This is a genomic window from Fulvimonas sp. R45, assembly GCF_030504985.1.
Classification (GTDB): Bacteria; Pseudomonadota; Gammaproteobacteria; order Xanthomonadales; family Rhodanobacteraceae; genus Rhodanobacter_A.
On the sequence record NZ_JASERU010000026.1, the window covers coordinates 1 to 26346 of the forward strand.

Here is a 26346-nt window from a genome sequence, read left to right on the forward strand (position 1 = left end):
TGCCGGTGGCGCTGGTGCCCAGGTCCTGGCTCTTGAAGCCGGACAGCACGCCGGCGTGCTGGTTGCCGGTGAACCACGCGGCGGCGTTGCCGGTGGCGCCGGAGGGGCCGCCGGCCCTCTGGTTGTAGGGGGCGTCCGGGTTGCCCTGGCCGTTGTAGAGGCTGGCCACCACGACGGGCCGGTCGATGTCGCCTTCCAGGTAGTCGAGCCACACCTCCTGGCCCACGCGCGGCAGCATGGCGCTGCCCCAGTTGCCGCCGGCCAGCGGGGTGGCCACCCGTGCCCAGGTGCCGGCGCCGGCATCGGCGGGGGCGTTGGCGTCGCGCGGGTGGTCGAGGCGACTGGCGGCATGGCCGCCGCGTTGCCAGTGCTGCTGCACCACCACGCGGTGGTCGCGGTCGGTATGGAGGGGCGTGCCGTTGCCGACCACGATGGCGCTCTGGCTGCCGCTGGCGCTGGGGGCGGGATGGCGGCGCAGGCCGTGGCCGGCCGGCGTGCGGGGGCGGTAGGTGCGGGCGACGGGCAGGGCGGTGAAGGTGTTGGTATAGAGCGGGAGGTGGTCGTTGCCGAGGGGGGCCGGGGTGGCTTGATCCGCAGGATGCCGGTCTTTCGCGAGCATCTGCCCCTCACCCAGCCCTCTCCCCGTGGGGGAGAGGGTTTTGAAAGCCTGTCCCAGCGCCTGTTCGATGGCGCCCTGCACGTCGGCGTCGAGGTTGTTGCGGGCGTGATGCTCCACGCGCAGGCAGGCCAGCGGCTCGGCGTCCTGGGTGGGGTGTTCACTGAGGCGGAAGCTCCGGCCCGGCGCCAGCCGGCGCACGCTGCCGCTGCCGTCGACGAGGCAGGCGTCGACGTGCCGCGCATCGAGGTGCTGGCGCGCGCGCAGCTGGCCCTGGGCGTTGCCGGTCCAGGCGTAGGGGCCGGCGGTGTCGTCGTCCAGCGCATCCACGGCGGGGCCGTCGGCCTGGGCCTGGGCGGGGCGCAGCGAGAGGCTGCGGTAGTCCCAGCTGGCGCGGGCCACCTGGCCGGTCTGCCAGCGGCGCACCGGCGCCCAGTGCTGGATGGTGTCGTCGCGCTCGGTGGCGTCGCTGCGGTGGTAGCGCACGGTGATGGCATCGCCCGCCTTGAAAGCCTCGTTGCTGTCCGCCAGCACCAGGGTGTGGCTGCCGAGGGTGGGCGAGGCGGCATCGCCGGCGTGCTCGAACCAGTAGAACAGGCCTTCCTCGGCGAGCAGCCGTTCGACGAAGGCGAAATCGGATTCCTGGTATTGCGAGGTGAGGCTGCGCTTCAGATAGGCGGACCGGTCGGCCAGTTCCCAGCGCCAGGCCGGCGCCACCACGCCCCGGGCGTAGTGGCCGAAGATGCGTTCGACGATCTCGATGACGCTCAGGTCGCGAAAGGCGAAGCTGTCCTGGCGGTAGCGCAGCAGCGCCAGCCAGGGCTCGACCACCAGCCGGTAGCGCGCCATGCCGCCGTTGCTGCCCACGCGTTCGAACGCGGTGACGTGGCCGTGGAACGGGCGCAGGTCGGTGCGCGAGTCGGCGGTGAGCAGCTCCAGCAACACCGGCGCGCCGGTCAGCGTCTCCAGCGGCAGGTGGGCGTTGGGCGACAGCGCGGCGAGCTCGAAGCGGAAACCGCCCTGGTCCACCGCCTCCCAGCCGTCCAGCCGTTCGGCCACCAAGGTGTCGCCGCCCAGCGGGGTATGCAGGCGCAACAGGCGGTCGTGCTGGCGCGCCGCGCCCCAGAGGATCTGCATCAGGTCCATTGCTGCCATGGGAGTCATCCGTTGTCCGTGTGCCTGCGATGCCGGGGCGGCGCCGGTCCGCCCCTGCCCGTGCCTCGAGCGTGGCTTATGCGGTGATGTCGACGATGTGCAGCTGCGGGCGTTCCTTGCAGCGCAGGTGGTAGCTCGCCTTCCCCACGCGCAGGGTGATGTGCGGGTTGGGATCCGCGCCGCGCTGCGCGTCGCCGGTGCCGCCCGCGTGTACGGTGGCGCGGGCGGACCACGTCTGCTGCCGCATCTGGACGAGCAACTCGCGCGCCCGGTGGTAGGCCGCGTGGGACGCGCTGTCCAGCAGGTCGACGATCACGCCCGGGTCGAGCTTGGCCCAGCCGCGCCGGGTGAGCATCACCGGCTGGTACTGGTTGCGCCAGTCCGGCGCGCAGTGCTTGAGGATGGCTTCGCGTTGCTGGTTGTTCATGGCGACCTCCTGGTCACTTCACCGTGTATCTGAAAGCGCCGTGCTTGTCGGCGCCCACCTTGATCTTCTGGATCGCGCCGCCTTCGGCCATGCGCGCCAGCACGCTGTCGGCCACTTCCGGCAGCAGGCTGCCGTTCAAGATGTGGTCGACGTTGCGCGCGCCGGTGTCCACCTCGGTGCAGCGCGCCAGCACCGCCTCGACCAGCGCGTCGTCGTAGGCGAACTCGGCCTGGTGGTTGGCGGCCACGCGCCGGCCGATGCGGTCGAGCTTGAGCCGGATGATCCGCTCCAGCACGTCGTCGCTGATCGGGTAGTACGGGATCACCTTCATGCGGCCGAGGAAGGCGGGCTTGAAGGCCTTGTACAGCACCGGGCGCAGCAGTTCGGCCAGCGCGTCGGCGGCGGGGATCTCCTCGGCCGGCTTGTTGAGGCAGGCCTGCATGATCTCGCGCGAACCCACGTTGCTGGTGAGGATGATCAGCGTGTTGCGGAAGTCGATCTCGCGGCCTTCGGCGTCGTCCATCACGCCCTTGTCGAAGACCTGGAAGAACAGCTCCAGCACGTCCGGGTGGGCCTTCTCGATCTCGTCCAGCAACACCACGGAGTACGGGCTGCGCCGCACCGCCTCGGTGAGCACGCCGCCCTCGCCGTAGCCCACGTAGCCGGGCGGCGAGCCCTTCAGGCCCGACACGGTATGGGCCTCCTGGTACTCGCTCATGTTGATGGTGATCAGCTTGCGCTCGCCGCCGTAGAGGATGTCGGCCAGCGCCAGCGCGGTCTCGGTCTTGCCCACGCCGGAGGGGCCGACGAACAGGAACACGCCCTTGGGCTTGTTCGGGTCTTCCAGGTTGGCGCGCGCGGTGCGCACGCGTTGGGCGATCGCGTCCAGCGCGTGGTCCTGGCCGATCACGCGCGCCGCCAGCGAGGGCTGCAGCTGGCGCACGGTGCGGATCTCGTCCTTCACCATCTTGCCGAGCGGGATGCCGGTCCAGGCGGCCACGATCTCGGCCACCACGATGCCGTCGACCTGGATCGGGATCAGCGGGGACTCGCCCTGCAGCGCGGCCAGCTCGTCGTAGAGCTTGTGCAGCTCGGCCTTGCGCGGATCGGCATCGGCCGCCCTGGTGGCGGGTTTCTTCTTCTTCGCGGCGGGCTTGTCGGCGGGCGCGGCGGCTTCGGCTTCCGCGGGCGCGGCGGGTGCGTTCTCCAGCTCGGCGCGCAGCGCCTTGATCTTCGCCACCACGGCGCGCTCGGCTTCCCAGCGCTGCTCGTCGGCCTCGAGCCTGGCCTCGACCTCGGCCTGCTCGGCGCGCAGCGCGGCGAGGCGCCTGTCGTGGCTGCCGCCGGCGGCGACCTCGCGCTCCAGCGCGCCGGCCTCGGCGGCGAGGCGGGCGAGGCGCTTGCGCGCGTCGTCGATCGCCGCGGGCGTGGCGGTCTGGCCCAGCGCCACGCGCGCGCAGGCGGTGTCGAGCACGCTGACGCCCTTGTCCGGCAGCTGGCGGCCGGCGATGTAGCGGTGCGAGAGGCGGCAGGCCTCGGTGACGGCCTCGTCGAGGATGCGCACGTTGAAGTGCTTCTCCATCAGCGGCACCATGCCGCGCAGCATCGCGGCGGCCAGTTCCTCGCCGGGCTCCTCGACCTTGATGACCTGGAAGCGGCGGGCCAGCGCGGCGTCCTTCTCGAAGTACTTCTTGTACTCGCCCCAGGTGGTGGCCGCGATGGTGCGCAGCTCGCCGCGCGCCAGCGCGGGCTTGAGCAGGTTGGCGGCGTCGTTCTGCCCGGCCGGGCCGCCGGCGCCGATCATGGTGTGCGCCTCGTCGATGAACAGGATGATCGGCTTCGGGCTCTTCTTCACCTCGTCGATCACGTTCTTCAGGCGGTTCTCGAATTCGCCCTTCACGCTGGCGCCGGCCTGCAGCAGGCCCATGTCCAGCGTGTGCAGCTCCACGCCCTGCAGCGGCGGCGGCACGTCGCCCTCGGCGATCTTCAGCGCCAGGCCCTCGACCACCGCGGTCTTGCCCACGCCGGCCTCGCCGGTGAGGATGGGATTGTTCTGGCGCCGGCGCATCAGGATGTCGATGGCCTGGCGGATCTCGGTGTCGCGGCCGACCACGGGGTCGAGCTTGCCGTCGCGCGCGCGCTGGGTGAGGTTGGTGGTGAACTGGTCCAGCGCGGGCGTCTTGCCCAGCGCGTTGGGCTGTGGCGCGGCGGCTTCCTCGCCGTTTTCGCCAGCGGCGGGCGCGTCGGCGAAAGCCACGCTCTCGCCGGCTTCGCTGGAACCCTGGGTGGCCCTGGCGAAATCGTGCTTGATCTCGTCCAGCTTGAAGCGCGCGAACTGCGCCGAGGCACGCTGCGCCAGCTGCGCGAGTTCCGGCTGAGTGAGCAGGGCCAGCAGCAGGTGGCCGCTGCGGATGCGGGTGGTGTGCGCGTCCAGCGAGGCGATCAGCCAGGCGTGCTCGAACAGCGTGGGCAGGCGCGGCGAGAACACCGGCGTGCGCGTGTTGCCGTCGCGGAAGCGCGCGATCTCGGCGGTCAGGTCGCGTTCGAGCTGTTCCAGGCCCACGCCGGAATGACGGGCGATCACCGCGAAATCGCTCTGCGGCTGTTCCAGCAGGGCCAGCAGCAGGTGTTCCAGGTCGACCTCGTAATGCCCGCGCGCCATGCACAGGTTGGCGGCACGCTCGGCGGCGCGACGGCAGGTGTCGTCCAGTTTCCCGATCAGGGTCTTGAGGTTGATGCTCATCCAGTGAGTGCCTTAGTTCAATGTGTGTACGAGATAGCTGGCGTCGGCGCGGTGGCCGCCGGCCGGGCGCGTGTTGACCATGGCGTCCCAGCCCAGACGGCCGCCGGTGGCCGCGGTGAGGCCGGTGGGACGCACGTCGTCCCGGTGCAGCACCAGCCGCACTTCGTATTCCAGCGCGTCGCCGCCGAGCAGGGTGAGCCATTTGGCCAGCGCCGCCGCGGCCTTGCCGCCGGGCAGGAAATCCTCGAAGCGCGCACGGCGCAGCGGGCCGATCCAGAGCCGGATGCGCAGGTCGCGCTGCCACACGCGCTCGCCGGCCAGCGCGGTGCGGCCCAGCACGGCGTTGCGGCTGCCCAGGCGCGAGTGCTGGCTGGCCGGCACCGCGTACCACGCGCCGGCGAACTGTTCCACGCGCACGTCGGCGCTGAAGTATTCGCGCAGCATGCCTTGCAGGAAGGCGCCCGACAGCGGCCGCTGGCCCACCCCGGCGGCGTAGTAGGCGATGGCCTGGTCGAACACCGCGCCACGCCCCTTGGCCAGCTTCGCGCGCAGCGCGGGCGAGCCCATGCCGGCCAGCGACAGCACCAGCGGCAGGAAGCGTTCGCGCCGGTCCAGTTCGTACTGGAAGGCCAGCCGGTATTTCTTCCACGCGGCGTAGAACAGCGCCACCGCGCGGTTGTTGAAGATGTCCAGGAAGGCGCGCGCGGCATGGTCGCGGTGGTAGGTCTCGCGCTCGCCCAGGCGCTCGGTGTAGCCGAACGGCAGTACGCCCTGGCCGCCCAGCATGCCCATGAAGGCCGGGGTGATGTCCACCTCGGCCAGCGCGGACCAGTCCGCCGGCTCGCCGGTTGCGGCCGGGTCGAACGGCGCGTCTTCGGCGGCGTAGGCGCGCAGCTGCTCGATGTCGCTGGCGGGGAAGCCCATCGACAGGGTGTTGCGGAAGCGCAGCCGCCGCGTCACCACGTCCTGCGCGCGCACGCCGTTGCGCACGAACACGTGCTCCAGCACGCGCACGGCCTGGAAGAACTGGAAGCGCTGCGGCGCGGCGAGCAGCCGCTGCGCTACACCAGGGTCGATTCGCCGCTTCGCGCCGGGCATCGGATCAGTTCCTCGCCGCTGCGACTGGACAGCAGCACGAGCTGGGTGAAGCTGTTCGCATGCACGTACAGCCCGAAGAAGTGGTCGAGCACGCTGGCGAACGCATGGATGCCGGTGCCCACGAAATGGTCCTCGTCGATGGAAAGGCGGATCTCGGTGCCCCGCGCCACGCTGGCGAAATGCCGCCCCGGCAGCCACGCGGTGACGGCCTGGTGGGCCAGCCCGGCAATGCCCTCGATCATCCGCGACGAGATGGGCGAGCGCGGCAGGTCGTAGAGCCGGAGCATCTCCTTCAGCGCGGTGGCGCCGCCCTCCACCAGCGAGATGTGGTTGAGCGACAGGTGCGAGATCAGCCGCCACTGCGCGCCGCGCCCGGCGTCGAAGCGCAGCGAGGGCGTCGGCTTGCGCAGCAGCGAGATGCTGCGCGCCACCGAGCCGCCCTCCATGGTGAGGTCGCCGCCGGGCACGCCGTAGGCCAGCTGCGACGGCAGGTCGCGGTTGCTGCAGGTCAGTTCCAGGCTCAGCACGTCGGTCTGCGGCATCACCGGGTCGAAGTTCACGTCGACCATGGACAGCTCGAGCTCGTAGCCGGGGCTCTGCCGCGCCACCGCCTCGTTGCGGTGGGTTACCCAGTACTGCCCGGCGTGTTCCGGGCTTTCGCCGTGGCGCAGCGAGTAGAACGGGCGGAACTCGACGATGGATTCGCCCTGCGCGGTCTGCTGCACGCGCGCCACGCTGTCGATCGAGTGCACCTCGAAGGCATAGGCGCGGCGGGCGTCGGCCACCACCGGGTAGGACACCGCGGCGTGGGTGACGCGGATCGGTTCGGCGCGCTGGCGGAACAGGTTCACCACCGGGGTGCAGCCCAGCGCCACGTTGGCCGGCGACAGCGTTTCCAGCAGCCGGGCGGGCACCGAATCGGCCGCCACGTCGCGCAGGATCAGGTGCAGCGCGAAGCGCTTGCCGCCGACCTTGCCGGCGCGGCGCAGGTCGATGTCGAAAAAGCCGAATTTCTCGGGGAAGGCGAACAGCTCGGTGAGCAGGCGGTAGGCCGGGTGCGAGCGCGCGGGGTAGTCGATCAGCGCCTCGTCGTCAGCCATGCCCACCGGCGCCAGCGGGCTGGTATCCAGCCGCGTCCAGCGGCCGCTGCCTTCCGGTTCCACCCAGGCCTGCTCCACCTTCAGCGCGAGCACGTCGCGCAGCACCGCGCAGAACGAAGGTTCGCCGTCGATGAACGCGCGCACCTTGTCCACGCCCAGCGCCTCCAGCGAGGGGTGCTGCGACTGCAGCTCGAAACGCAAGGTGATCTGCGCGCCGGCCTGGGGCGGCAGGCGCACGTGCGAGGGCACCTGCGCCACCGCCAGGAACTGCGCCGCGGCGATGCGCAGCGGCGCCAGCACCACGTCGTAGGCGGTGCGGAATCGGCACGGGCCGCCACGCACCGGGCGACTCAGCAGTTCGGTGCCGCGCGGGATCGTCACCGGCGCGGACAACTGCGCGCCGGCCTGGCCCAGGTCGAAGCGGGCGATCGAGCAGGACGGGAACGGGCGCAGGTAGTGCGGGTAGAGCACCTCCAGCAGCGCCTCGGTGAACTCCGGGTAGTCGTCCTCGATCTTCTTCGAGATGCGCGCGCCCATCAGCGCGAACGACTCGATCAGCCGCTCGACGTGCGGGTCCTCGCTGACGTCGCCGACCAGCAGCAGGCGGCCGGCGATCTTCGGGTAGCGTTCGGCGAAGTCGCGCGAGTAGCGCCGCAGGAATGCCAGTTCACGCTCGTAGTAGGGGAGCAGGTCTTCCATCGGTTCCCATGTGCCCGCAGGTCTGCGCGCCCTCGGTTCAGTCGGATGTTGCGTCGTCGCGTTCGGTGAAGTGCTTCGTCATGCCGCGCGGAAAGGTGGCTGTCCCGGAGCGTCCGGCAATACGGCCGGGGCGGGTCCGGTCGAGCCGTGGTTCCACGGCATCGCCTACGGCGCCTGTCCTCATACCGCCGCCGCGCGGCGGTTGCGGCTGACCGAATACTGCAGCGTGGTGGGTTGCAGCAGGGCGTCGAAGTTGATCGGTTCGCGCGACGGGTGCACCACCAGCAGTGCGCTGATCGAGAAGCGCAGGGCGCCAGTGGCGCGCTGGTCCTGGTCCAGCAGCACGCGGACGTTGGTCAGGCGGGGTTCGTGGCGCGAGATCGCCAGTTCCAGCGAGCGGCAGATGAAGGCGCGGTCGTCCGAACTGGCCAGGCTGCGGCCGGAGAAGTCGTGGATGCCGTAGGTGGCGAGCGAACGCTGGCAATGGGGGAAGCGCTTGAGCACGTCCTCCGCCACCACGAAGCGGTTGTTCAGCAGGCCTTCGACGTCGCGTGCCACCGAGTCCTTGAATTCCTCGTTCGACATCCGCTTCACCGTGCCGAACGTGGCATCACGCGGTGCGTCGTCGAACAGCTTGTCCAGCAGGCTCGGCTCGAAGCCCTTCATGGTGCGACTCCTCCGCCGGGCCGCCGCAGGCGTCCGGCCGGTGTTCCGGAAGCCTTCCGCCTGGGAGCGACACGGCGCCGCGGTTGCCCGTGGCGCCGCGCCGTCCGTTCCAGTGACGATCAGGCCGTGAAGGTCTTGTCGTTCTTGGTCAGGCTCCAGGCGCCCTGCGAGGTGCCGCCCTGGCCACCGCCGACCTTCTGCTGGGTGTAGCGCCACTGCACCGCGGCGTACTTCAGCGCGACGGTCTCGCTGGGCAGCGCCTCGCCCTGCACCGACGGGGTGATGCTGGAGATGATGGCGTTCTTGAGCTGGATCTCCAGGTACTTCACGCGCTTGCCATCGCCATCGGCACGCATGAAGTCCACCTGCACGGAACCCACGGTCTTGCCGCTCGAGCACAGCTCGAACAGCTGCGGGCTGGTCACGTCGATTTCCTTGGTGAACACCATGTCGCCGTGCTCGCAACGCTCGGCGGTGAGGCCGCCCACGCTGGAGGCAGTGGCCGACTTGGGCTGCAGGATGTGGTGCGACCAGGTGTTGATTTCGATCCAGTGCGTGTGATCCTTGTCCTGGGACTCGCCCTTGATGTCCGGGCCGCTGAACTTGAGGTAGATGTCCTTCATGGTTTCATCCTTGACGGAAAAAGTTGGGAACGAGGGTTGGGACTACCACGCGCATCCCGGGGCGGGCGCGCGCCTGTTGCGCCACGGCGAAGGGATCAGGCCTTCGTCGAGGATGGCAGCTCGGCCACGAGCCGCAGCGATACCGAAAGCTCGTCGAGCTGGTAGTGCGGACGCAGGAAAGCCACCGCGCGGTAGGCGCCGGGACGGCCCGGCACCTCCGACACCTGGATGGACGCTTCGCGCAGCGGGAACTGGGCCTTGGCCTCCTGCGTCGCGTTGTCGTCCAGCAGCACGTACTGGGTGATCCAGCGGTTGAGGAAGGATTCCACGCTGGAGGTGGAGGCGAAGCTGCCGATCTTGTCGCGCATCATCGCCTTCAGGTAGTGGGCCACGCGCGACACCGCGAAGATGTACTGCAGCTGCGCGGACAGCGACGCGTTGGCGTTGGCCGCGTCGGTGTTGTACTTGCGCGGCTTCTGGATCGACTGCGCGCCGAAGAACGCCGCGTAGTCGGTGTTCTTGCAATGCACCAGCGGGATGAAGCCGAGGTCGCTGAGTTCCTTCTCGCGGCGGTCGGTGATGGCGATCTCGGTGGGGCACTTCAGCGCCACCTCGCCGTCGTCGGTGCGGAAGGTATGCGTGGGCAGGTCCTCGACCAGGCCGCCGCCTTCCACGCCGCGGATCGCCGCGCACCAGCCGAAGTCCTCGAAGGCGTGCGTGAGGCGCGCGCCGAAGGCGTAGGCGGTGTTGCACCAGAGGTACTTGGAGTGGTCGGTGCCGTCCACGTCCTCGACGAAGTTGAAGCCCTCGACGGTGGTGCCGTCCTTGGGGTTGTAGGGCAGGCGGCCGAGGAAGCGCGGCAGGGTGAGCCCGACGTAGCGGCCGTCCTCGGAATCGCGCAGCGACTTCCACTTGGCGTACTCGACGGTGTCGAACACCTTGGCCAGGTCGCGCGGCTTGCCCAGGTCGGCGAAGCTGTCCAGGCCCATCAGCTCGGGCGCGGCGGCGGAGATGAACGGCGCGTGCGCGGCGGCGGCCACGTGCGACATCTGCTCGACGAAGTACATGTCCTCGGGCTGGCGGCCGAGCTGGTAGTCGCCGAGCAGGGCGCCGAACGGGGCGCCGCCGAAGGTGCCGAACTCCTCCTCGTACACCTTCTTGAACAGGGTGCTCTGGTCGAAGTCCAGCGCGGAGCGGAAGTCGCGGTTCAGCTCCTTCTTGGTGGCGTTCAGCACCTTGATCTTCATCATGGCGCCGGTGGAGGTCTGCTCGCACAGGTAGTGCAGGCCGCGCCAGCCGGATTCGAGCTGCTGGAACTCCGGCGCGTGCATCACCGCGCTGAGCTGCTCGGAGATCATGTGGTCCAGTTCGGCCACGCGGGCGTCGAGGGTGCGGTTGAGGTTGTCCGACACCACCACGGTGCCGCTCATCACCTCGCGGGCGAGCTCGGAGATGATGTCGCGCGCGCGCTGGTGCTCGGCGCTGGACTTGGCGACGCGGCTGCGCTCGACGATCTGGTCGAGCAGGCTTTCGTTCTCGACGACCGCCGCCGGGGCGCCCGCGCTGCTGGCTGCTTCGGTGTTCATGCCTGCTCCTCGCCCGACTCGGCGCCGATCTGCTTGAGCTTCTCGGTGTTGCTGAGCACCTCGTTGAGGATGTCCTCGAGCTTCTCGTTGCCGGCCAGCTTGTTGCGCAGGTCGGCCAGCTTGTTGCGTGCCTCGAGCAGCTTGCGCAGCGGCTCCACCTGCTGCACCACGGCCTCGGGCCGGAAGTCGTCGATGGACTTGAAGTTCAGTTCGACGCCGAACTCGCCCTCGCCGCCGATGGTGTTGGGCACGCGGTAGGTGGCGCGTGGCGTCATGCCCGACATCACGTCGTCGAAGTTGTCCAGGTCGACGTTGACGAACTTGCGGTCGCGCAGGCGCGGCAGGGGCTGGTCGGGGTTGCCGCTGAAGTCGCCCAGCACGCCGACCACGAAGGGCAGTTCCTTCTGTTCGATCGCGTCGCCCTTTTCCACCTCGTAGGTGAGCTGGACGCGGGGTGGGCGCACTTTCTGCAGGCGCTTCTGGATGCTTTCCTTCTTGGCCATGTCTATCTCTCCGATGATGGGCCGGTGGCGCCGGTCAGAGGCCGCCGCCGGGCAGCGCCTGGAAGGGGTTGTCGCCGGACGGGGCGGATGCGGCGGGCGCCTGGGCCGGCTGCGGCGCCTGCTTGGCGGGCGCCGCGGGGGGCTCGGCGCGGTGCGCGACGCGCCGGCGCACCGGCCTGTGCTCGGGCTGGGCGGCCGGCGGCACCAGCACGTCCTGGCCCAGCGTCTCGCGCATCTTCGCGGCGAGCTTCTCGGCCTCGACGTGCGCCGGTCCCTGCTGGTTGGTCTCGTCGTGCAGGCGGCCCAGCGCTTCCACCGCCACGCGCAGGCCGGCGATGGTCAGGATGCTCTCGGCGTTGGTGTCCGAGGGATTGCGCTGCAGCACTTCCTGCGCATCGACGATGGCGCGGCCGTAGTTCTGCTGGTCGAAGTTGATCTGGGCGAGCCGGTACCACGGGGTCTCGCGGGTGGGATCGGTGGCGGCGGCCTTGCTGTACAGCGCCTTGGCGCCGTCCACGTCCTGCGCGTTGTAGCGCGCGTCGGCCTGCTGCATCAGCTGGTCGTAGGGGTGCGCGGGCGGCTGCGGCTTCGGCTTGGAACGGTGCAGCATGCTGCATCCGGCCAGCGCGGGAACCAGCACCACCATCATGGCAGCGCGCGCGTGGGTGATGTTCACCGGTAAATCTCCCTGTCATCCTGATCGACTGCTACCCACGACATGCACGGGTGTCGCGCCTGTCCCAAGGTATCCGCCGCGCCGTTCTATACGACCGCGTCTGGTGATGCAAGTCGCAATTTCCGGAAACGCAGGCCAGTTATCACTATTGCCTGAAAGGCTGCAGCATGATGAACGTGGAGGAGGCTGTCGCGCGTAGGATGGCGCCGTGACGACGTTCGCACGCGCGGGCATTTCGCCGCCCGCGCGCAGGCGCGGCGGTCACCAGGTCGACGCGGAGACGTATTCAGACACGTCTATCAGGATCGGACTACAAAGCATCGGGCGCTTCCCTGTGAAAATTCCACGGAGTTCTTCCGCATAGCCATGGACATGCACTCCCTCTTCCGCCGTTGTCTGGCCGCGCCCGCGCTGGCGCTGCTGCTGTCCGTGGCCGGCTGCGCCAGCGGCGGCGGCGCCGTGCCGTCCGCGACCGATGCGGTGCCTGCGGCGGGCGACGCGGCCAGCCAGGCGAGTGGCGCGTCGGATGCCGCCGAAGGGCCGATCACCCGCATGATGCAGGCGGTCGGCCTGGCCAGGAAGGCCGTGCCGAAGCCCACCGAGCAGCAACTGCCGTTGCGCATCTTCACCGCGTCGAACCTGAACGCGGGGCCCGGGAGCAAGGCGCTGGCGCTGGTGGTGAAGGTCTATCACCTGCGCTCGCTCGACCGTTTCCAGCAGACGCCGTTCGACGCCTTCCTGGACAAGGACAAGACCCGCGCGGCGCTGGGCGACGACCTGATCGACGGCCGCGAGATGCTGCTGCTGCCGGACCAGCACTACGTCAGCACCGAGCACATGCCGCTGGACACCCGCTACCTCGGTTTCGTGGCGCTGTTCCGTGCCCCCGCGGCGCAGCGCTGGCGCTTTGCCTACGACGTGAAGCGCTCGACCGCCGGCGGCATCACGCTGGGCGTGCATGCCTGCGCGATGTCTTCCACCGATGGCGCGCTGGTCACCGAGTTGCCGGATGATCCGGGCTCGCTGGCCTCGGTGCATTGCCCGAGGCCCGGCGCATGAGGACGCGTGCCTCCGGCGCTCGTCCGTTCCAGGGTGCCGTCTTCGGCGCCGGTTCCAGGCTTGAGATGAGGCTCCCGTGAGTCAAGCAGCGAAGCTATTCTGGGGCGAGGGACTGTTCCTGCGCCCGCAGCATTTCCAGCGCCAGGACGCCTATCACGAGGCGCGCCTGCACGAGGTCAGCCAGGCCCTTCACCCATACGGCTGGGGCGTGCGCCAGGTGCGCTTCGACAACCAGAGCCTGGCCAGCGGCACCCTGCGGCCGCTGCAGGTCTCGGTGGTCTTCCCGGATGGCGAGCTGTACAACGCGCCCGACACCGACGAGCTGCCGCCGCCGATCTCGCTGGAAGGCCTGCCGCCGGGAACGCAGGAGGTCACCGTCCACCTCGCCCTGCCGCTGCTCAAGGAATACGGCGGCAACTGCGCCCGCGACGAAGCCGACGCCACTGCCCGCTACGTGCAGGACAACGTGCAGACGCCGGACGTCTATTCCGACGCGGCCGAGGCGGAGCTGGCCTACCTGAAGAAGGCGGTTCGGCTGCTCACCGACGACCAGCCGCGCGACGCCTTCGTCAGCGTGCCGCTGGCGCGCCTGCGCCGCGGCAGCACCGGCGGCTTCGAGGCGGACCCGCACTACGTGCCACCCTCGGTGAGCCTGCGCGCATCGCCGGTGCTGTTCCTGCAGCTGCGCCGGCTGCTCGATGCGCTGCAGGCCAAGGCGCAGGCGCTGTACGGGCTGCATCGCGAGCCTTCGCAGCACATCATCGAATTCCGCTCCGGCGACATCGCCTCGTTCTGGCTGCTGCACACCGCCAACGCCGCCTTCGCCGCGCTGGCGCACCTGTACCAGCACCCCGGCCTGCCGCCGGAGCGGCTGCACCAGGAACTGCTGCGCCTGGCCGGCGCCTTGCTCACCTTCTCGCCGTCCTACCAGCTCTCCGACCTGCCGCCCTACCAGCATGCCGATCCGGGGCCGGGCTTCGACAAGCTGTTCCGCATCATCCGCGAGCTGATCGACACGGTGATTTCCGCGCGCTACTTCGGCATCGCGCTGACCGAGGTGCGCCCGTCGTACCACCTCGGCCGCATCGATTCGCAGCGCATCGACGAGAAGAGCGCGTTCTACCTCGCCGTGAGCGCCGCCATGCCGGCCGCCGAGCTGGTCGGCGTGGTGCCCGTGCGCTTCAAGGTCGGTGCGCCCGACGACGTGGAGAAGGCCGTGCTGTCGGCGCTGCCCGGGGTGGGGCTCAGCCACTCGCCGCAGGTTCCCGCCGCCATCCCGGTGCGCCCGGGCAGCACCTATTTCGCCGTCGAAGCGCGTGGGCCGCTGTACGAACGCATGCTCAAGTCGCAATCGATCATGATCTACGTGCCCGCCGGCATTCCCGAACTCAAGCTCGAACTGATCGCCCTGACGCCATGATGGACAACCGCGCCACGCCCAACGCCACGCCTGCCGATGCGACTCCCGCCGAGGCGCCGCGCAGCTTGCTCGACCTGATGTCGGACGGCTTCTACATGCTGCTGCTGGTCAAGCGCGGCCAGGTGCCGCTGGCCGAGCAGCCGTTCGCCGATGCGGTGCGCCAGTTCCTCGCCAACATGGAGCGCAGCGCCAGCCGCCAGGGCATCGCCGCCGAGGACATCCACGCCGCCAAGTACGCCTACTGCGCCGTGGTGGACGAGGCCATCCTCGGCTCCGGCTGCAGCTTCCGCGACGAGTGGGCGCGCAAGCCGCTGCAGCTCGCGCTGTTCGGCGACCACCTCGCCGGCGAGAATTTCTTCGTGCGGCTGGAACAGCTGCGCGCGCAGGGCGCCGCGCGCCTGCAGTCGCTGGAAGTCTGCTACTTCTGCCTGCTGCTCGGCTTCGAGGGCAAGTACCGCCTCGAGGGTACCGAGAAGCTCGGCTACCTCACCGCGCGCCTGGGCGACGAGATCGTGTTCCTGAAAGGCAAGCGCACCGGCTTCGCCCCGCACTGGGCCCCGCCGGACAAGGTGGCGCACGTCCTGCGCCGCACCGTGCCGGTATGGGCTGCCGCCGCGGTGCTGGCCGTGGTCGGCCTGGTGGGTTACTTCACCCTGCGCTATGCCTTGCAGAAAGACACCACCCAGCGCCTGGCTGCGTACCACGACCTGGTGCAGATGCCTGCGCGCACGGCGAGCCTGACCATCACGTTGCCCTGAGCTGGCATGTCGCGCGCGTTGCGCGCGACACTCGCAGTGGAGTAGGGATACGCGGGTCTTCGCCCTTGTCCCCAGCTCGCGTCAAGACTGAATTGCAGCACTGCGGCTCAACTTGACGTCATCATGTCGTCGGTACGTCAGTGCACACTCGATGCGCTGCCTGGTGCTTGCGGTTGCGCGGGCGCATCGACGAACTCGATGGTCTTGAGGACGGCCATGATCTTGGGCAGCCTGCTGGCCGAGGGCGGCTGCGTGACACCGCGAATCTGCGTGCGACCGCAGAGTACCTGCGGGCCATTGTTCTCGACGAGGCAGAAGTTGAAAAAGCGCGACCGCCGGTCAGCGTCGGCGTAGTAGATCTGGTCGACGGCAGCACCGATGCCTTTCCAGTTCTTACCGGCAAACTCGATGAGTTTGAACTTCTGCTTGGGCTTGAAAGGCTCGTTGAAGTCGAGGTCGATCCATTGGCCGCCTACTGGCTTGGCGCCGATTTGGTCGTATACATCGGAATGCGACGCGCCAGTGTAGCACTTTACAGAAAAGCTCCATTCCTCCGTTCCAGGTGCCGAGTACACCGCTCCCTTGATGGAGGACTGATCATCTACGGACAAGCCCCCTCCATTCAACTGCACTGTGAAACTGCACTTTCCAGCGACGTAGACTTGACTGGAAACGGTGTGTGGACTGGGTGTTGGAGATGCATCCTGTACGCCAGAGGCGTTTTTTTGCGCACAAACCGTGGATGCCATGCAAAGCATCAATGCACTTACGAATACACAACGCTTCATGGCCGCCTCGGCTTGTAGTTTTGGGGTTCGTTTGGGTGGTTCGAGCCGGGAAACGCAGGCGTGTCCATCAGCACGACTTCGCAGCTGTTGTAGGCCTGGAATCGCGCCACGATGCCGTTGACGCTGGCGTAGTGCGTGGAGGGATGCCCCACGTTGACGGTGGCCGCCACGTTACCCATACCTGCACTGGTGTAGTACGTATGGCTGCCCGCACCCGTGGCCGGTTTGGTGGCGCGCTGATTGGCGGGCTCCGCGTCGGCATGCTGCGATGCGTAGCTCCAGGCCCAATAGGCGCCCGCGCTGTCGGCGGCGACGAACGTCATCTCACCAACATCATCGCGCCAGCCCTTCATAGACGCGGCTGCCACAGCTGCTTCCAATGCCATCAACGGTGCATTCGAGCCCTCTTTGTCCGCCTTCCGTTGCGCCGCGTCCAGCTTCTTGGCCAAGTCGTCGTCCACGTTCTTGCCGACGAAGCGCCAGTACTTGACGTAATTGTCTGGCCAGGTGAGCTGCAGGAAGCCCCGGCCATCCCACGGGTAGTAACGCGTTGATGAATTGTCCTCATGCAGCGTGGAAAACCACATCGTTTCCTGCATCGCGTTGGCATAGAACGCCGCCATACGCAGTGGTGTGACGATGCCGTAACGCCGGCAAGCCTTGTTCAACTCGACGTGGTAGTTCGCGACCAGCGACTTCCTGACACCCACGTTTTCCGATACCCACGCATGCCCCGCTTTCCGCATTGCCGTCATGGGGAACAGCTGGAACATCTCGTCGGCGCTCAGCCAGCCGCACTGTCGGAACACCCGCACGAACTCGCGCGGATGGAAGTGCCAATGCTTCGCGGGGATGCCAAGGTTTGCCTCTTCCCAGAAACACATTGCCTCGGCATGCTTCTGGAACTTCGGGAAGTCCTGCGGCTTCAGATACGACCCGGCCATGGGTCCGCCACCCGGTGGCGTCTCCTTGGTCAGCCATGACCAGCGCGCTGCGATGCTGCCTTTCTCCCACTCGGTGGTGAACTGGCAGATCGTACGCGCCAACCGCGTCTGCATGTCCGCTCCACCGACCTTGCCCAGCGCTTTCGCCTGGCGGTCCTTGCTGGCCCCGCCGGTGTCGCCGAGGATCAGATCGACGAGCGCGGCGGAGTGGCAGCGGCTGTCCGTGTCCGGGTCATCACCCACGATGCGCCAACCGGCCCAGTCGGGAAAATCGGCATCGCTGCAGGCATGGACGCCCTGGGCATGCAGGTTCACCCAACCTTGCCCGCCCGGGTAGGCCACCAGCTGCCAGTTCGGCAGGTTGGCGGTGTCGCCCACCGGGTCGAGCACGCGGCCGAAGCGCAGCAGCTCGTAGGCATCGCGCCCCACCGCCTGCTGGGCCGCGGCCAGGGCAACGGCCTGGTCAAACAGGGCAGCATCGGCGGGCACCGGCACCGTGCCCACACTCTGGCCATCCGTGCGGAGCGTGACGGCCTGTGCTTGTCCGGCCCGGCTCAGGCTCATGGCCACGATCAGGTCGTCGCCGCTCGTCCACGCGGGGGCCGGCAGCGCGGTGGTTTCGGTGAACGGCGTGGGATGGGCGGGTGATGCCGGCACGTGGTCGTAGAACGGCGTGCCGGCCGGCAGGCGCAGGTAGACGGAGCCAAACACCGCCGTCTTGCGCCCATCCTGACCGGTGGGCAACGCGCCGGACGCGCGGCCCACCAGGGCAGCGAGGTTGGCGTCGTCGCAGATGATCTCGAAGTGGATCAGCCCCGCCTCGCCGTCAATGCTTCCGGCCTGGCCCAGCTCGTCCTTGCGCCAGACCTTCTGGCCCTGCTTCACGCTGGGCGCGATCCGGCTCAAGTGCAGGGCGATCGAGAACCAGACCACGGTGACGCCTTCGCCGATCTCAGTGGTGTGTTTGACGATGACGCAGCCGTTGTCGGTCCAGCCGCTGTAGTTCTGCGGATCGTTCGGGTCGTTGTTGGGCCGCTTGGCGGTACGCACGTAGGCCACGGTGCCGTCCGCGATGGCGCACACCGGCAACATGCCTTGAGGTCCGCGCGGCGCGCGCAGATGCACGCCTCCGTGCCATGCGAAATCCTTACCGAGCGGGAAGGCACCATCGCCGAAACCGCCCACGTCCATGGCTTGCCCGAGCCACGCATCGTCGCCACTGGCGGGACCCTGCGGCAAAAAGGGAGGACTGATGATCATTGCGGTGTCCTTACCTCGATCTCGGATAGTTGCCGTGGAACGTGACCGTGCCCTCCGGCAACTTCAGCAACTGCGCCGCTTGGTTTTCCCCGCCCAGCCAATCGTGCGTCCCGCTCTTGACCGTGAAGTTCCCAGGGCAGGCGATGGTGATGTTCGGGCCGTCGAGGGTGATGGTGCTCTGGCCGGCCTGTAGCACGATGGTGTTCTTCGCCAGTACGTTGATGCGATCGGTGGTGCTGGTGACGGTCACCGATTGATCGGCGAGGATCTCCAGTGCGTCGGTATGCGCTTCCAGGCTGACCGGGCCGTGGTTGGCGACGAGCTTCATGCCGCCGTCGGCGGCGTAGAGGCCGGCGTTCTGGCCGGCGGCGAGGGCGAGGGTGGCGCCGGCGGCGAGGTGCGTGTCGCGCTGGCTGGTGAGGTGCTGGTGCCCGCCGGCGAAGAGGGCGGCGCTGGCGGGGGTGGTGAGGGCGAGGCTCTCGGGGGTTTCCAGCAACGCCACGGGCTGGGCGAAGCGTTCGACCGGGTCGCCGCCGCTGCGCTGGTCGCCCCGGGGCTTGGTGGCGGCCTGGCCGTTGACGGTGCCGGCGTAGTGGCCGTCCTGCTGCGGGTCGATGGCCTGCTGCAGGTCGGCATGGGCCGGGTTGGCCTGGAGTGCGGTGGCCTTGGCTTGCATGGCGGCGCTGTCCAGCCGCTGGGCGGTGGTGGCGGCGGCCTTCAGCTGGCCCACGGCCTCGGCGGCGTCCATCGCCGTGGACTGGCCTTGCGGGCGGGCGGTGCCGGAGACGAGCACGCCTTCGCCGGCGCGGACCAAGGCCCAGCCGGCGGTCATCAGCTCGAAACCTTCGCCGCGGTAGGCGCCGCGCGTGTTGCCTTGCTGGTCGACCAGGTAGCCGAGGTTGAGCTGGCTGTCGGCCACGCTGTGGGCGAGGCTGTGGCGCAGCTGGCTGCTGGCGTCGTCCAGCACCCAGCGGGCACCGGGCTGGCCGGCGAGGGTCTGCGTCTGCAGGCCCGAGAGCGTGCCGGGATGGTTGGCGCTGCTGCCTTCGCCGGCGGCGAAGGGCGGCGCGGCCTGGCCGTTGTAGAGCGTGCCGACCACCACCGGCTGGTCGATGTCGCCGTGGGCGTATTCCACCAGCACCTCGTCGCCGAGACGCGGCACGAAGCTGTGGCCGTGGTGGGCGCCGGCATTGGCTTCGGCCACGCGCACCCAGGTGCCGGCGTGGTCGTCGCCCGGGGCGTGGCCCTCCGGGTTGCTGCGGCTGGCGGTGTCGGTGAGGCCGCCGGCCAGCGGCGCCACGCCCCGTTGCCACCAGAATTGCACCCGCACCTGGTGGTCCCGCGTGCCGGTGAGCGCGGCGCCGGGCACGCCGACCACGAGCGCGCTGCCGCAGCCGGGCGCCAGCGGCTTGTCGCGGTGGTCCGGGGCGATGCGGGTGCCGGCGGGAATCGCGAGGAAGGTATTGCGGTAGCTGCCCTTGCCCAGCGCATCGTCCGCCGCGTGGCCGAGCAGGTGCGGCAGGTCGGTGCCGAGGTTGTTGGTGGCGCGGTGTTCCACCCACAGCGGCACGAAGGCCTGCCCGGTGAGATCGGGATGGCCGGCGAGGGCGTAGGTCTTGCCCGCCTCCAGCGTGCGCACGGCGCCCTGGCCGGGGAAGCTGCGCGCCAGCAGGCGCAGCGCATCGAGGCGGGCAGCGGCCTGGCGATCGGCCTGCCCGGCGGTGTCGAAGCGGTGCGCGCGATCGGCCTCGAACACGTCCAGCGCGGGCAGTTCGGGCGCCGACCCGCCGGTCTCGGCCTGGGCGGAGCCGCTGACACCCTGCACCTGGTCGGCGGCCCAGCTGGTGGTGGCGACCTGGTCGGGCACGACCTGGCGGCGTTCGGAGAACAGCGTGATGGCGTCCTCGGCCTCGGTGGCGTCCACGCGGTGGAAGCGGATCGCGGCGGGCTCGCCGGCCGGCAGCGACTGGCTGGCGGCGGGGTCGAACACCACCAGGGTATGGCCGGGGCCGTCGCCGGCGCCGCCCTGGTCGTGCTCGAAGCGGAACGACAGGCCTTCCTCGCCCAGCAGGCGGCGCACGAAGTCGGCGTCGGTCTCGCGGTACTGGGTGCAGACGGGGCGGGTGCGCAGCGTGGCAGTGCTGTCGTTGCGCCAGCGCAGTTCCGGGTGGTCGCCGAACACCTGGCCGATCACCTCCAGCGCGGTCTTGTCCTGGACGATGAGCGTGTTGCGGCGCAGGCGCAGGAAGGCCAGCGCGGATTCCACCACCAGCCGGTAGCGCGCCAGGCCGCCATCGGCGCCCAGCGCGGCGGCGTGGGTGACGTAGCCGTGCCAGTCGCGGCGGCCACCGTCGGCGGTGGCCACGCCCAACCGGACCGGCCGGCCCGGTAGCGGCTGCAGGTCGATGAAGGCCGAGGCGCTGACGCAATCCAGCTCGAAGCGGAAGTCCTCGTTGACGCCTTCGCGGCCCTGGAAGCGTTCGACGATCAGGCCGTCGGCCGCGGCCGTGTCGAGGGTGATGAAGCGCGTGCGCTGCGAAAGCAGGTTCAGCCAGGCGGAAACATCCATTGCTTCCATGTGTCAGTCCTCAACCACCGTGCATGTCCGGGTCCCTGTCCCCGGAGCATATCGTCTTGCCCACGGCGTGGCGCGTCGCCGGGGCGGAATCGGAGAAACCCGACACGTTTTGCCGGCCGCGCGCAGGCCGACGCCGGGCGGCTAGTTCCTGCTGATCCGGAAATCGATGCGCCGGTTGCGCGCGCGCCCGGCCTCGGTGCCGTTGTCGGCGATGGGGTTGTCCGGGCCCTGGCCGCTCACCGACAGGCTGGCGGCCGGAATGCCCTTGCCGACGAGGTAGGCCTTCACCGCGCTGGCGCGGGCCAGGCTCAGCGCGATGTTGGCCTGCCGGTCGCCGGTGTTGTCGGTGTTGCCGACGATGGCGATGAACGGGTCGTCCAGCTTGCGGATCGCCGTGGCCATCTCGTCCAGCACGCCGCGGCCTGCCGGGGTGAGGATGGCGCTGCCGCTCTGGAACTGCACCGTGCGGTTGGCCAGCGCGTCGTCCAGCACCTTCTGCCTGGACTGGCCGATGCGCAGGTTCTGCTTGATGCCGTAATGCGCATCGAAGGCGCTGGACAGTCCGCTGAGCACCTGCTGGCGCACCGCTTCGTTGGGCACCTCGCCGCTGATGTCGATGGTGTTGCCCTGCACCTCGAGCTTGCCGTGCGTGACCTGCTTCAGCCCGGGCGTGATCGCGCCGGCCACGTACTGGCTCCAGTTGGCGGGCGTCACCACGCCGCCGACCTCGACGTGGTCCACCACGCGGTCGGCGCCGTAGACCTGGCGCAGGCGTTCCAGCACCGAGGCCTTGGTGGTCTCGTTGGGCACGGTGCCGCTGACGACGACCTTGCCGTCGTCGCCGGACGCGGGCGTCGCCTGGGCCAGCGCCGCGGCGCTGGCCAGCATCAGCAGGCTTGCGACGAGTATCCGCATGGTCATGCTCCCAGAAAGGTTTCGCGGAAGGTGTTGCGCGCGGTGCGCAGCGAGAGGCCGCCCTGGTCGGCGTAGGTGGACAGCTTGCGCAGCGCGGGGTCGTCGTGCACGTGGTCCTCGACCCATTCGGGGTCGTGCAGGGCGATGTAATCCTGTTCGGCCACGCGCGGGTCGAACATGGCCTGCAGGCTGCGCCCCTGCATGCCGTTGAAGCCCACCGCCAGCGCCGGCTGCGGGCCGTGGCGCAGCAGCACCAGCAGCTCGAAGTCGGCGCGGGCCAGGAAGCCGGAGACCAGGTCCAGCCACAGCGTGGACGCCAGGTTGCGGTACAGCGGGTCGCGCGGCAGCGGCAGCAGCAGGCCCTTGCCGATGCGCGCGGCGCCGCTGCTCATCACCGGCTGCAGCAGGATGCCGAGGCCGAGCAGGATGCGCCGCATCGAGACGCTTTCGTCACGGCCGCCGAGCAGGGCCTGCAGGCTTTCCAGCGTCTGCATCTCCAGGAAGTCCTGGAAGGCGGGGTTGAGCGATTCGTACAGCACGTTCACGTTGGCGCGGTTGTCCGCCAGCTCGCCCAGCGGCATGGCGGGGTCGGGGGCGTGGCGCGCGGCCAGCGTCTCGCGCTCCAGCCGCGACCACACCCGCGAGAAGGCCAGCGGGCTGCGCGAGAGGAAGGCCAGCGGCTGCGGCACTTCCATCGACACCGCGGTCATGAACGGGAAGCGCCGGCCGGAGGCGTCGGTGCTGGGCAGCAGGTGGCCGGCGATCGCGGTACGGCTGCGCGAGCCGAGGATCGCGAAGTTGAGCGGGTGGCCCATGTCGTAGAGCTGCTTCCAGGCCACGTCCTGCGACAGCTGTTCCAGGCCCTGGCCGGCCCAGCGGTCGAGCATGGCGATCAGCTGGTGGTTGTTGCCCGGCGCCTTGAGGAAGTCGCCGCGGCTGGGCAGCTTGCCGAAGTAGCTGATGTTGAGTGCGAGTTCGCCGTTCATGGCGCTCCCTCCATGGTGGGCTGCTTGGAGCCGTCGATGCTGCCGGCGACGGCGGCCGGCAGGCTGACGCCCTGCAGGCCCTGCTTCTGCGAACCGTCGGCGTTGGTCTGCGCGCCGCTGACCAGCTTCAGGTGCACGGTCACCGCGATGGCGTCGCGCGTCCAGGTGAGCGTGTAGTTGCCGCCGCCGTTGTTGGTGGCCTTGGCGGCCTTGATCAGCATGCCCAGCGCCTTGTCGCCGGCGAAGTCGGCCACGCTTACCGTGCGGCCGTCGAAGGTCACCGCGCTGACCTGCGCCACCGCGTTGGGCTGGCTGCCGTCCCAGGTGAACGGTTCCCAGGTGGGCGGGGTGTTGCGGTAGCGCAGGGTGTGGCCGTTGATGTTGATGGTGTACTCGCTGATGCCGCCGCTGCCCGGTTCGGGCTGGATCATGAAGACGATCTGGTTGCCGCCGGCGGCGGTCTGGCCCAGCGGCGCCACCCATTGCGCGAAGCCGGCCATCAGTTTCGGCGAGAGCGTGATGCCCATGTCAGCCCACTGCTTGGCGGTGAGCGTGTCGCCGCGGCGGTCGACCAGCGGGCCCAGGCCGTCGCCGGCGAACTTGGCGATGGCGCCGGAGGGCCCGAAGACCTGGCCGATCTCGGCATCGGTGGCCTGGATCTGGCCGTGCGTGTCGAACGGGTATTTCCGCGCCAGGTTCTGCTCGAACGGCGTGTACACCTGCGCCGTCCAGATCTTGTTGACCTCGGTCTCGGTCGGCGGCACCAGTGCCTGGAAGGCCTGCATCAGCGGGCGCAGCAGCAGCGGGCGCAGGGTGTTGCGCTGGCGGTCGTCGAGGCCGTCGAGCATCTGCTCGTCGACCAGCTGCAGGCCCGACGAAAGCTCCGAACCGCTGCCGCCGAGGGTCTTCTGCATCAGGTCGCGCGCGCCGGGGCCCGGGTCGCCCTGGTTCTTGATCGCGTTGAGCCGGGTGCGCAGCTTGGCCAGCATGTCGAGGTAGTTGTTCAGCAACGGCGGGTTGTTGTCGCGCGCCACCATCAGCCGGGCCACGCCCGCGAAGGCGCTGCCCACCGGGCCGGCACGCAGCTTGCCGTCGCTACCGGGCGCCTTGACGTTGTCCAGGTTGACGTCCACGCCGGCCGGCGTGCGGCGCAGGATCACCCGCTTGAACCATTCCACGAAGCCGCCCTTGGCCGACTTCAGTCCCTGGTCCACCAGCGAGGGGTTGTCCCAGGACGTCTGCCGGTAGACCGTCTCCAGCAGCTTGCGCATCGGCGAGTCCTGCGGGTCGCCCAGCACGTTCATGTCCTTCACCGCGGCGTCGAAGCTGCCGAAGACGGTCACCGACACGCCCTGCAGGAACTTCTGCCACTGGGCGACGTAGTCCTTGTCGTAGAGCGTCTCCAGCTGCTTCTGGATCTGCTCGGGGCTGCCGGACAGGGTGAGATCGGTCTGCTGGGTGGTCTGCAGCACCCAGTCGGTGGCGTTGAGCTCGTTGTTGGCGGCGTCGCGGATGGCGTCCTTGACGTAGCCTTCCCAGGCCTCGCGGGTGAAGGTGCCCGGGATCGCGTAGCTGCCCGCCAGCAGCCCGCCGCCCTGGTCGCCCAGGATCGAGGCCACGCTGACCGACGGATAGCGGGTGGCGGCGCGCGCCTGGATCTCGGCGTACACGCGGTTGATCGCCGGCATGCCGCGCATCACGTGGCGCAGCGCCTGGCGGGTGTCGTCCACCAGCGCCACCTTGTCGTCGATGGTGGGCCAGCCGGGCTGGTCGTACTGGGCCACGTAGAAGCTCATCAGGCGGTCGGCGCTGCCGATCAATTGGTCGCGGGTCATCATGCCGCGGTTGGCGTCCAGCCATTCGCGCCAGAAGCGGGTGAGCTGGTCGGACAGGTGCACCGGCTCGACCCGGCCGGGATCGCCCAGCATCAGGTAGGCCTTGAGCGCGTTGTAGGCGTCCTGCGCATTGGTGGGCGAGGGCGCGAGGTAGGTGCCGGGCGGTGCCTGCGCGGCGCCGGCATCGGTGCCGGGCCTGGCCTGCACCAGTTGGTCGCGGTGCGCCACCACCTTGTCGAGATAGGCCTCCAGGTTCTGCGCCACCGGCACCAGCATCAGCTGCTGCATGCCCTGGAAGTATTCCGCGCGCAGCCGGTGCTCGATGTTGCCGCCCTGGTACAGGCCCAGGCCCAGCATCAGCGGGTGGTCGTGGCGGTAGGTGTCGAGCTGCTGCAGCCGGTCCTGCAGGATCTGCAGCGCCTGCAGGCGCGACTGCAGGTCGATGCGGCCCTTCTGCATCTCCACCACCTTGTCCAGGTCGGCCTGCACGTTGGCCACCAGCTGACGGTTGTTGGTGTACGACCAGGCCCAGCCGCCCAGCGCCAGCCCCAGCGCCAGCGCCGAGCCCAGCAGCACCGCATAGCGCGTGCGCATGCGGTGGCGGCTGGAGTACTGCCGCACCAGCTGCCTGTCGGCGAAGATCACCTTGCGGAACAGGTCGAGCAGGAAATAGCCCTTGGCCGAGGTGGCGCCGTTCGCGCCGCCGTTCGCGCCGTCGGCGCGCGACAGCCCGTAGCGCTGCGCGATGCGGTCGGAGGCATGGTGCACCGAGGCCGCTTCCTGCAGCGCGCTGGTGAAGTAGAAGCCGCGGAATACCGGGCGGAACTGGAACGGGTTGTCCTCGAACAGCGTGGTGATGAAGGTGCGCAGCGTGGCCTTGATGCCGGTGAACTCCAGCGGCAGCGTGAGCAGGCCCGGCGCCAGCGCGTTGCCGCGGTTGAGCGACATCTGCGACAGGCTCATCTCCTTCAGGCCTTCGGAGAGCTCGTCGAAGTAGCGGTCGAACTGCTCCACCGCGTTGATGTTGCCGTCCGGCTGGAACGGCAGCGTGGTGCCCCACACGCGCTCGCGCTCGGCGTCGTCCAGGGTGTGGAAGAAGTCGTTGAAGCCGGCGATCAGGTCGGCCTTGGTGAACACCACGTAGACCGGGGCGATCACCTCCAGCCATTCGGTCAGCTCCTGTACGCGCTGGCGCAGGTTCTTGGCCAGGTTGATCGCGAACTCGGGGCGGTTGCCGGTGAGCTCGGCGATGCTGGCGGCGATGACGATGCCATTGATCGGCGCGCGCGGGCGGTGCTTGCGCAGCAGCTCGAGGAAGCTCAGCCACTCGCTGCGGTTCTCGTCCTGCACCGAGTAGCGGCCGGCGGTGTCGAGCAGGATGCCCTCGGTGGTGAAGTACCAGTCGCAGTTGCGGGTGCCGCCGATGCCCTGCACGATGCTGCCGTGGTTGTCGGCAAACGGGAAGCGCAGGCCCGAGTTGACCACCGCGGTGCTTTTGCCTGCCGCCGGGTTGCCGATGATCATGTACCAGGGCAGCTCGTACAGCGCCTCGGTGCCGCGGGTCTGGCCCAGGCGCGAGGTCTTGATCGCCTTGACCGCCTCGCGCAGGCGTTCGCGCAGCGCGTCGACGTCGGCGTTGCGACCCTGGCCGCCCGCGCCCGCGCCGGCGTTGGCCGATGGCTTCAGCAGCGCCTCGCCCAGCTGCTCGGACGAGCGGCGCGCGCGCAGCCGGCGCAGGACCCACAGCACGATCAGCACGACCAGCACCGCCACCAGCGCGACGCCGATCCAGAACGCGATCATCTTCAGCGTATTGCGCCCCAGCAGGAACAGCGCGGCCATGACCGCGATGCCGATCACGGCGAGCGTGCGCGAATCGGTGAGCAGGTAGCGGAGACGGTTCATCGGAAG

The 26346-nt window shown here is 69.3% G+C and carries 18 protein-coding genes and 1 pseudogene; 3 read left to right on the forward strand and 16 right to left on the reverse strand.

Features of this window, described 5'->3' with window-relative positions:
• From QMK61_RS16385 to QMK61_RS16430, 10 genes and pseudogenes are all read right to left on the reverse strand, one after another.
• Positions 1-1771: type VI secretion system Vgr family protein (locus QMK61_RS16385; RefSeq protein ID WP_302073311.1), on the reverse strand; the 1771-nt coding region annotated here is incomplete at its 3' end.
• A 76-nt stretch (positions 1772-1847) separates the two neighbouring features.
• Positions 1848-2198, reverse strand: a complete 351-nt coding sequence (locus QMK61_RS16390; protein WP_302073312.1) for a hypothetical protein — start codon at positions 2196-2198, stop codon at positions 1848-1850.
• Positions 2199-2211: 13 nt separating this feature from the next.
• Positions 2212-4941: a type VI secretion system ATPase TssH gene (tssH, locus tag QMK61_RS16395; protein ID WP_302073313.1), complete on the reverse strand. Its 2730-nt coding sequence runs from the start codon at positions 4939-4941 to the stop codon at positions 2212-2214.
• 12 nt (positions 4942-4953) lie between these two features.
• The gene (tssG, locus tag QMK61_RS16400; protein ID WP_302073314.1) at positions 4954-6039 is read right to left on the reverse strand and encodes a type VI secretion system baseplate subunit TssG; all 1086 of its coding nucleotides are present in this window, start codon (positions 6037-6039) and stop codon (positions 4954-4956) included.
• Entirely contained in the window at positions 6003-7838 is a 1836-nt protein-coding gene (gene tssF, locus QMK61_RS16405) for a type VI secretion system baseplate subunit TssF (protein WP_302073315.1), read from the reverse strand. The genes tssG and tssF overlap by 37 nt, the downstream gene beginning before the upstream one ends.
• A gap of 180 nt (positions 7839-8018) precedes the next feature.
• Complete coding sequence (gene tssE, locus QMK61_RS16410; protein WP_302073316.1) at positions 8019-8504, reverse strand: type VI secretion system baseplate subunit TssE; 486 nt, start codon at positions 8502-8504, stop codon at positions 8019-8021.
• 119 nt (positions 8505-8623) lie between these two features.
• Positions 8624-9130 (reverse strand): annotated as a pseudogene (locus QMK61_RS16415) (type VI secretion system tube protein Hcp); the annotation flags it as partial.
• Positions 9131-9222: 92 nt separating this feature from the next.
• Positions 9223-10713, reverse strand: coding sequence for a type VI secretion system contractile sheath large subunit (gene tssC / locus QMK61_RS16420; protein ID WP_302073317.1), 1491 nt, complete (start codon positions 10711-10713; stop codon positions 9223-9225).
• Complete coding sequence (gene tssB, locus QMK61_RS16425) at positions 10710-11216, reverse strand: type VI secretion system contractile sheath small subunit (RefSeq protein WP_302073318.1); 507 nt, start codon at positions 11214-11216, stop codon at positions 10710-10712. Before tssB ends, tssC begins: the two co-directional genes overlap by 4 nt.
• Positions 11217-11250: 34 nt before the next feature.
• Entirely contained in the window at positions 11251-11892 is a 642-nt protein-coding gene (locus QMK61_RS16430) for a hypothetical protein (protein ID WP_302073319.1), read from the reverse strand.
• A 372-nt stretch (positions 11893-12264) separates the two neighbouring features.
• On the opposite strand from QMK61_RS16430, the gene tssJ reads away from it, so the two are divergent.
• The 3 genes from tssJ to icmH all read left to right on the forward strand — a co-directional run bounded on the left by tssJ (position 12265) and on the right by icmH (position 15129).
• The gene (gene tssJ / locus QMK61_RS16435) at positions 12265-12951 is read left to right on the forward strand and encodes a type VI secretion system lipoprotein TssJ (RefSeq protein ID WP_302073320.1); all 687 of its coding nucleotides are present in this window, start codon (positions 12265-12267) and stop codon (positions 12949-12951) included.
• A 76-nt stretch (positions 12952-13027) separates the two neighbouring features.
• Positions 13028-14371: a type VI secretion system baseplate subunit TssK gene (tssK, locus tag QMK61_RS16440; protein WP_302073321.1), complete on the forward strand. Its 1344-nt coding sequence runs from the start codon at positions 13028-13030 to the stop codon at positions 14369-14371.
• Entirely contained in the window at positions 14368-15129 is a 762-nt protein-coding gene (gene icmH / locus QMK61_RS16445) for a type IVB secretion system protein IcmH/DotU (protein ID WP_302073322.1), read from the forward strand. The genes tssK and icmH overlap by 4 nt, the downstream gene beginning before the upstream one ends.
• 137 nt (positions 15130-15266) lie before the next feature.
• Here the strand turns inward: icmH and QMK61_RS16450 are convergent, their stop codons facing one another.
• The 6 genes from QMK61_RS16450 to tssM all read right to left on the reverse strand — a co-directional run bounded on the left by QMK61_RS16450 (position 15267) and on the right by tssM (position 26340).
• Positions 15267-15740, reverse strand: a complete 474-nt coding sequence (locus tag QMK61_RS16450; protein ID WP_302073323.1) for a hypothetical protein — start codon at positions 15738-15740, stop codon at positions 15267-15269.
• A 173-nt stretch (positions 15741-15913) separates the two neighbouring features.
• The gene (locus tag QMK61_RS16455) at positions 15914-18121 is read right to left on the reverse strand and encodes a peptidoglycan DD-metalloendopeptidase family protein (RefSeq protein WP_302073324.1); all 2208 of its coding nucleotides are present in this window, start codon (positions 18119-18121) and stop codon (positions 15914-15916) included.
• Between the two features lie 10 nt (positions 18122-18131).
• A complete protein-coding gene (locus tag QMK61_RS16460; RefSeq protein WP_302073325.1) occupies positions 18132-20699 on the reverse strand; it encodes a type VI secretion system Vgr family protein in 2568 nt (855 codons plus the stop codon).
• 141 nt (positions 20700-20840) lie between these two features.
• Complete coding sequence (locus QMK61_RS16465; RefSeq protein ID WP_302073326.1) at positions 20841-21614, reverse strand: OmpA family protein; 774 nt, start codon at positions 21612-21614, stop codon at positions 20841-20843.
• Between the two features lie 2 nt (positions 21615-21616).
• Complete coding sequence (tagF, locus tag QMK61_RS16470) at positions 21617-22600, reverse strand: type VI secretion system-associated protein TagF (RefSeq protein WP_302073327.1); 984 nt, start codon at positions 22598-22600, stop codon at positions 21617-21619.
• Positions 22597-26340, reverse strand: coding sequence for a type VI secretion system membrane subunit TssM (tssM, locus tag QMK61_RS16475; protein ID WP_302073328.1), 3744 nt, complete (start codon positions 26338-26340; stop codon positions 22597-22599). The genes tagF and tssM overlap by 4 nt, the downstream gene beginning before the upstream one ends.
• Positions 26341-26346: the final 6 nt, after the last annotated feature.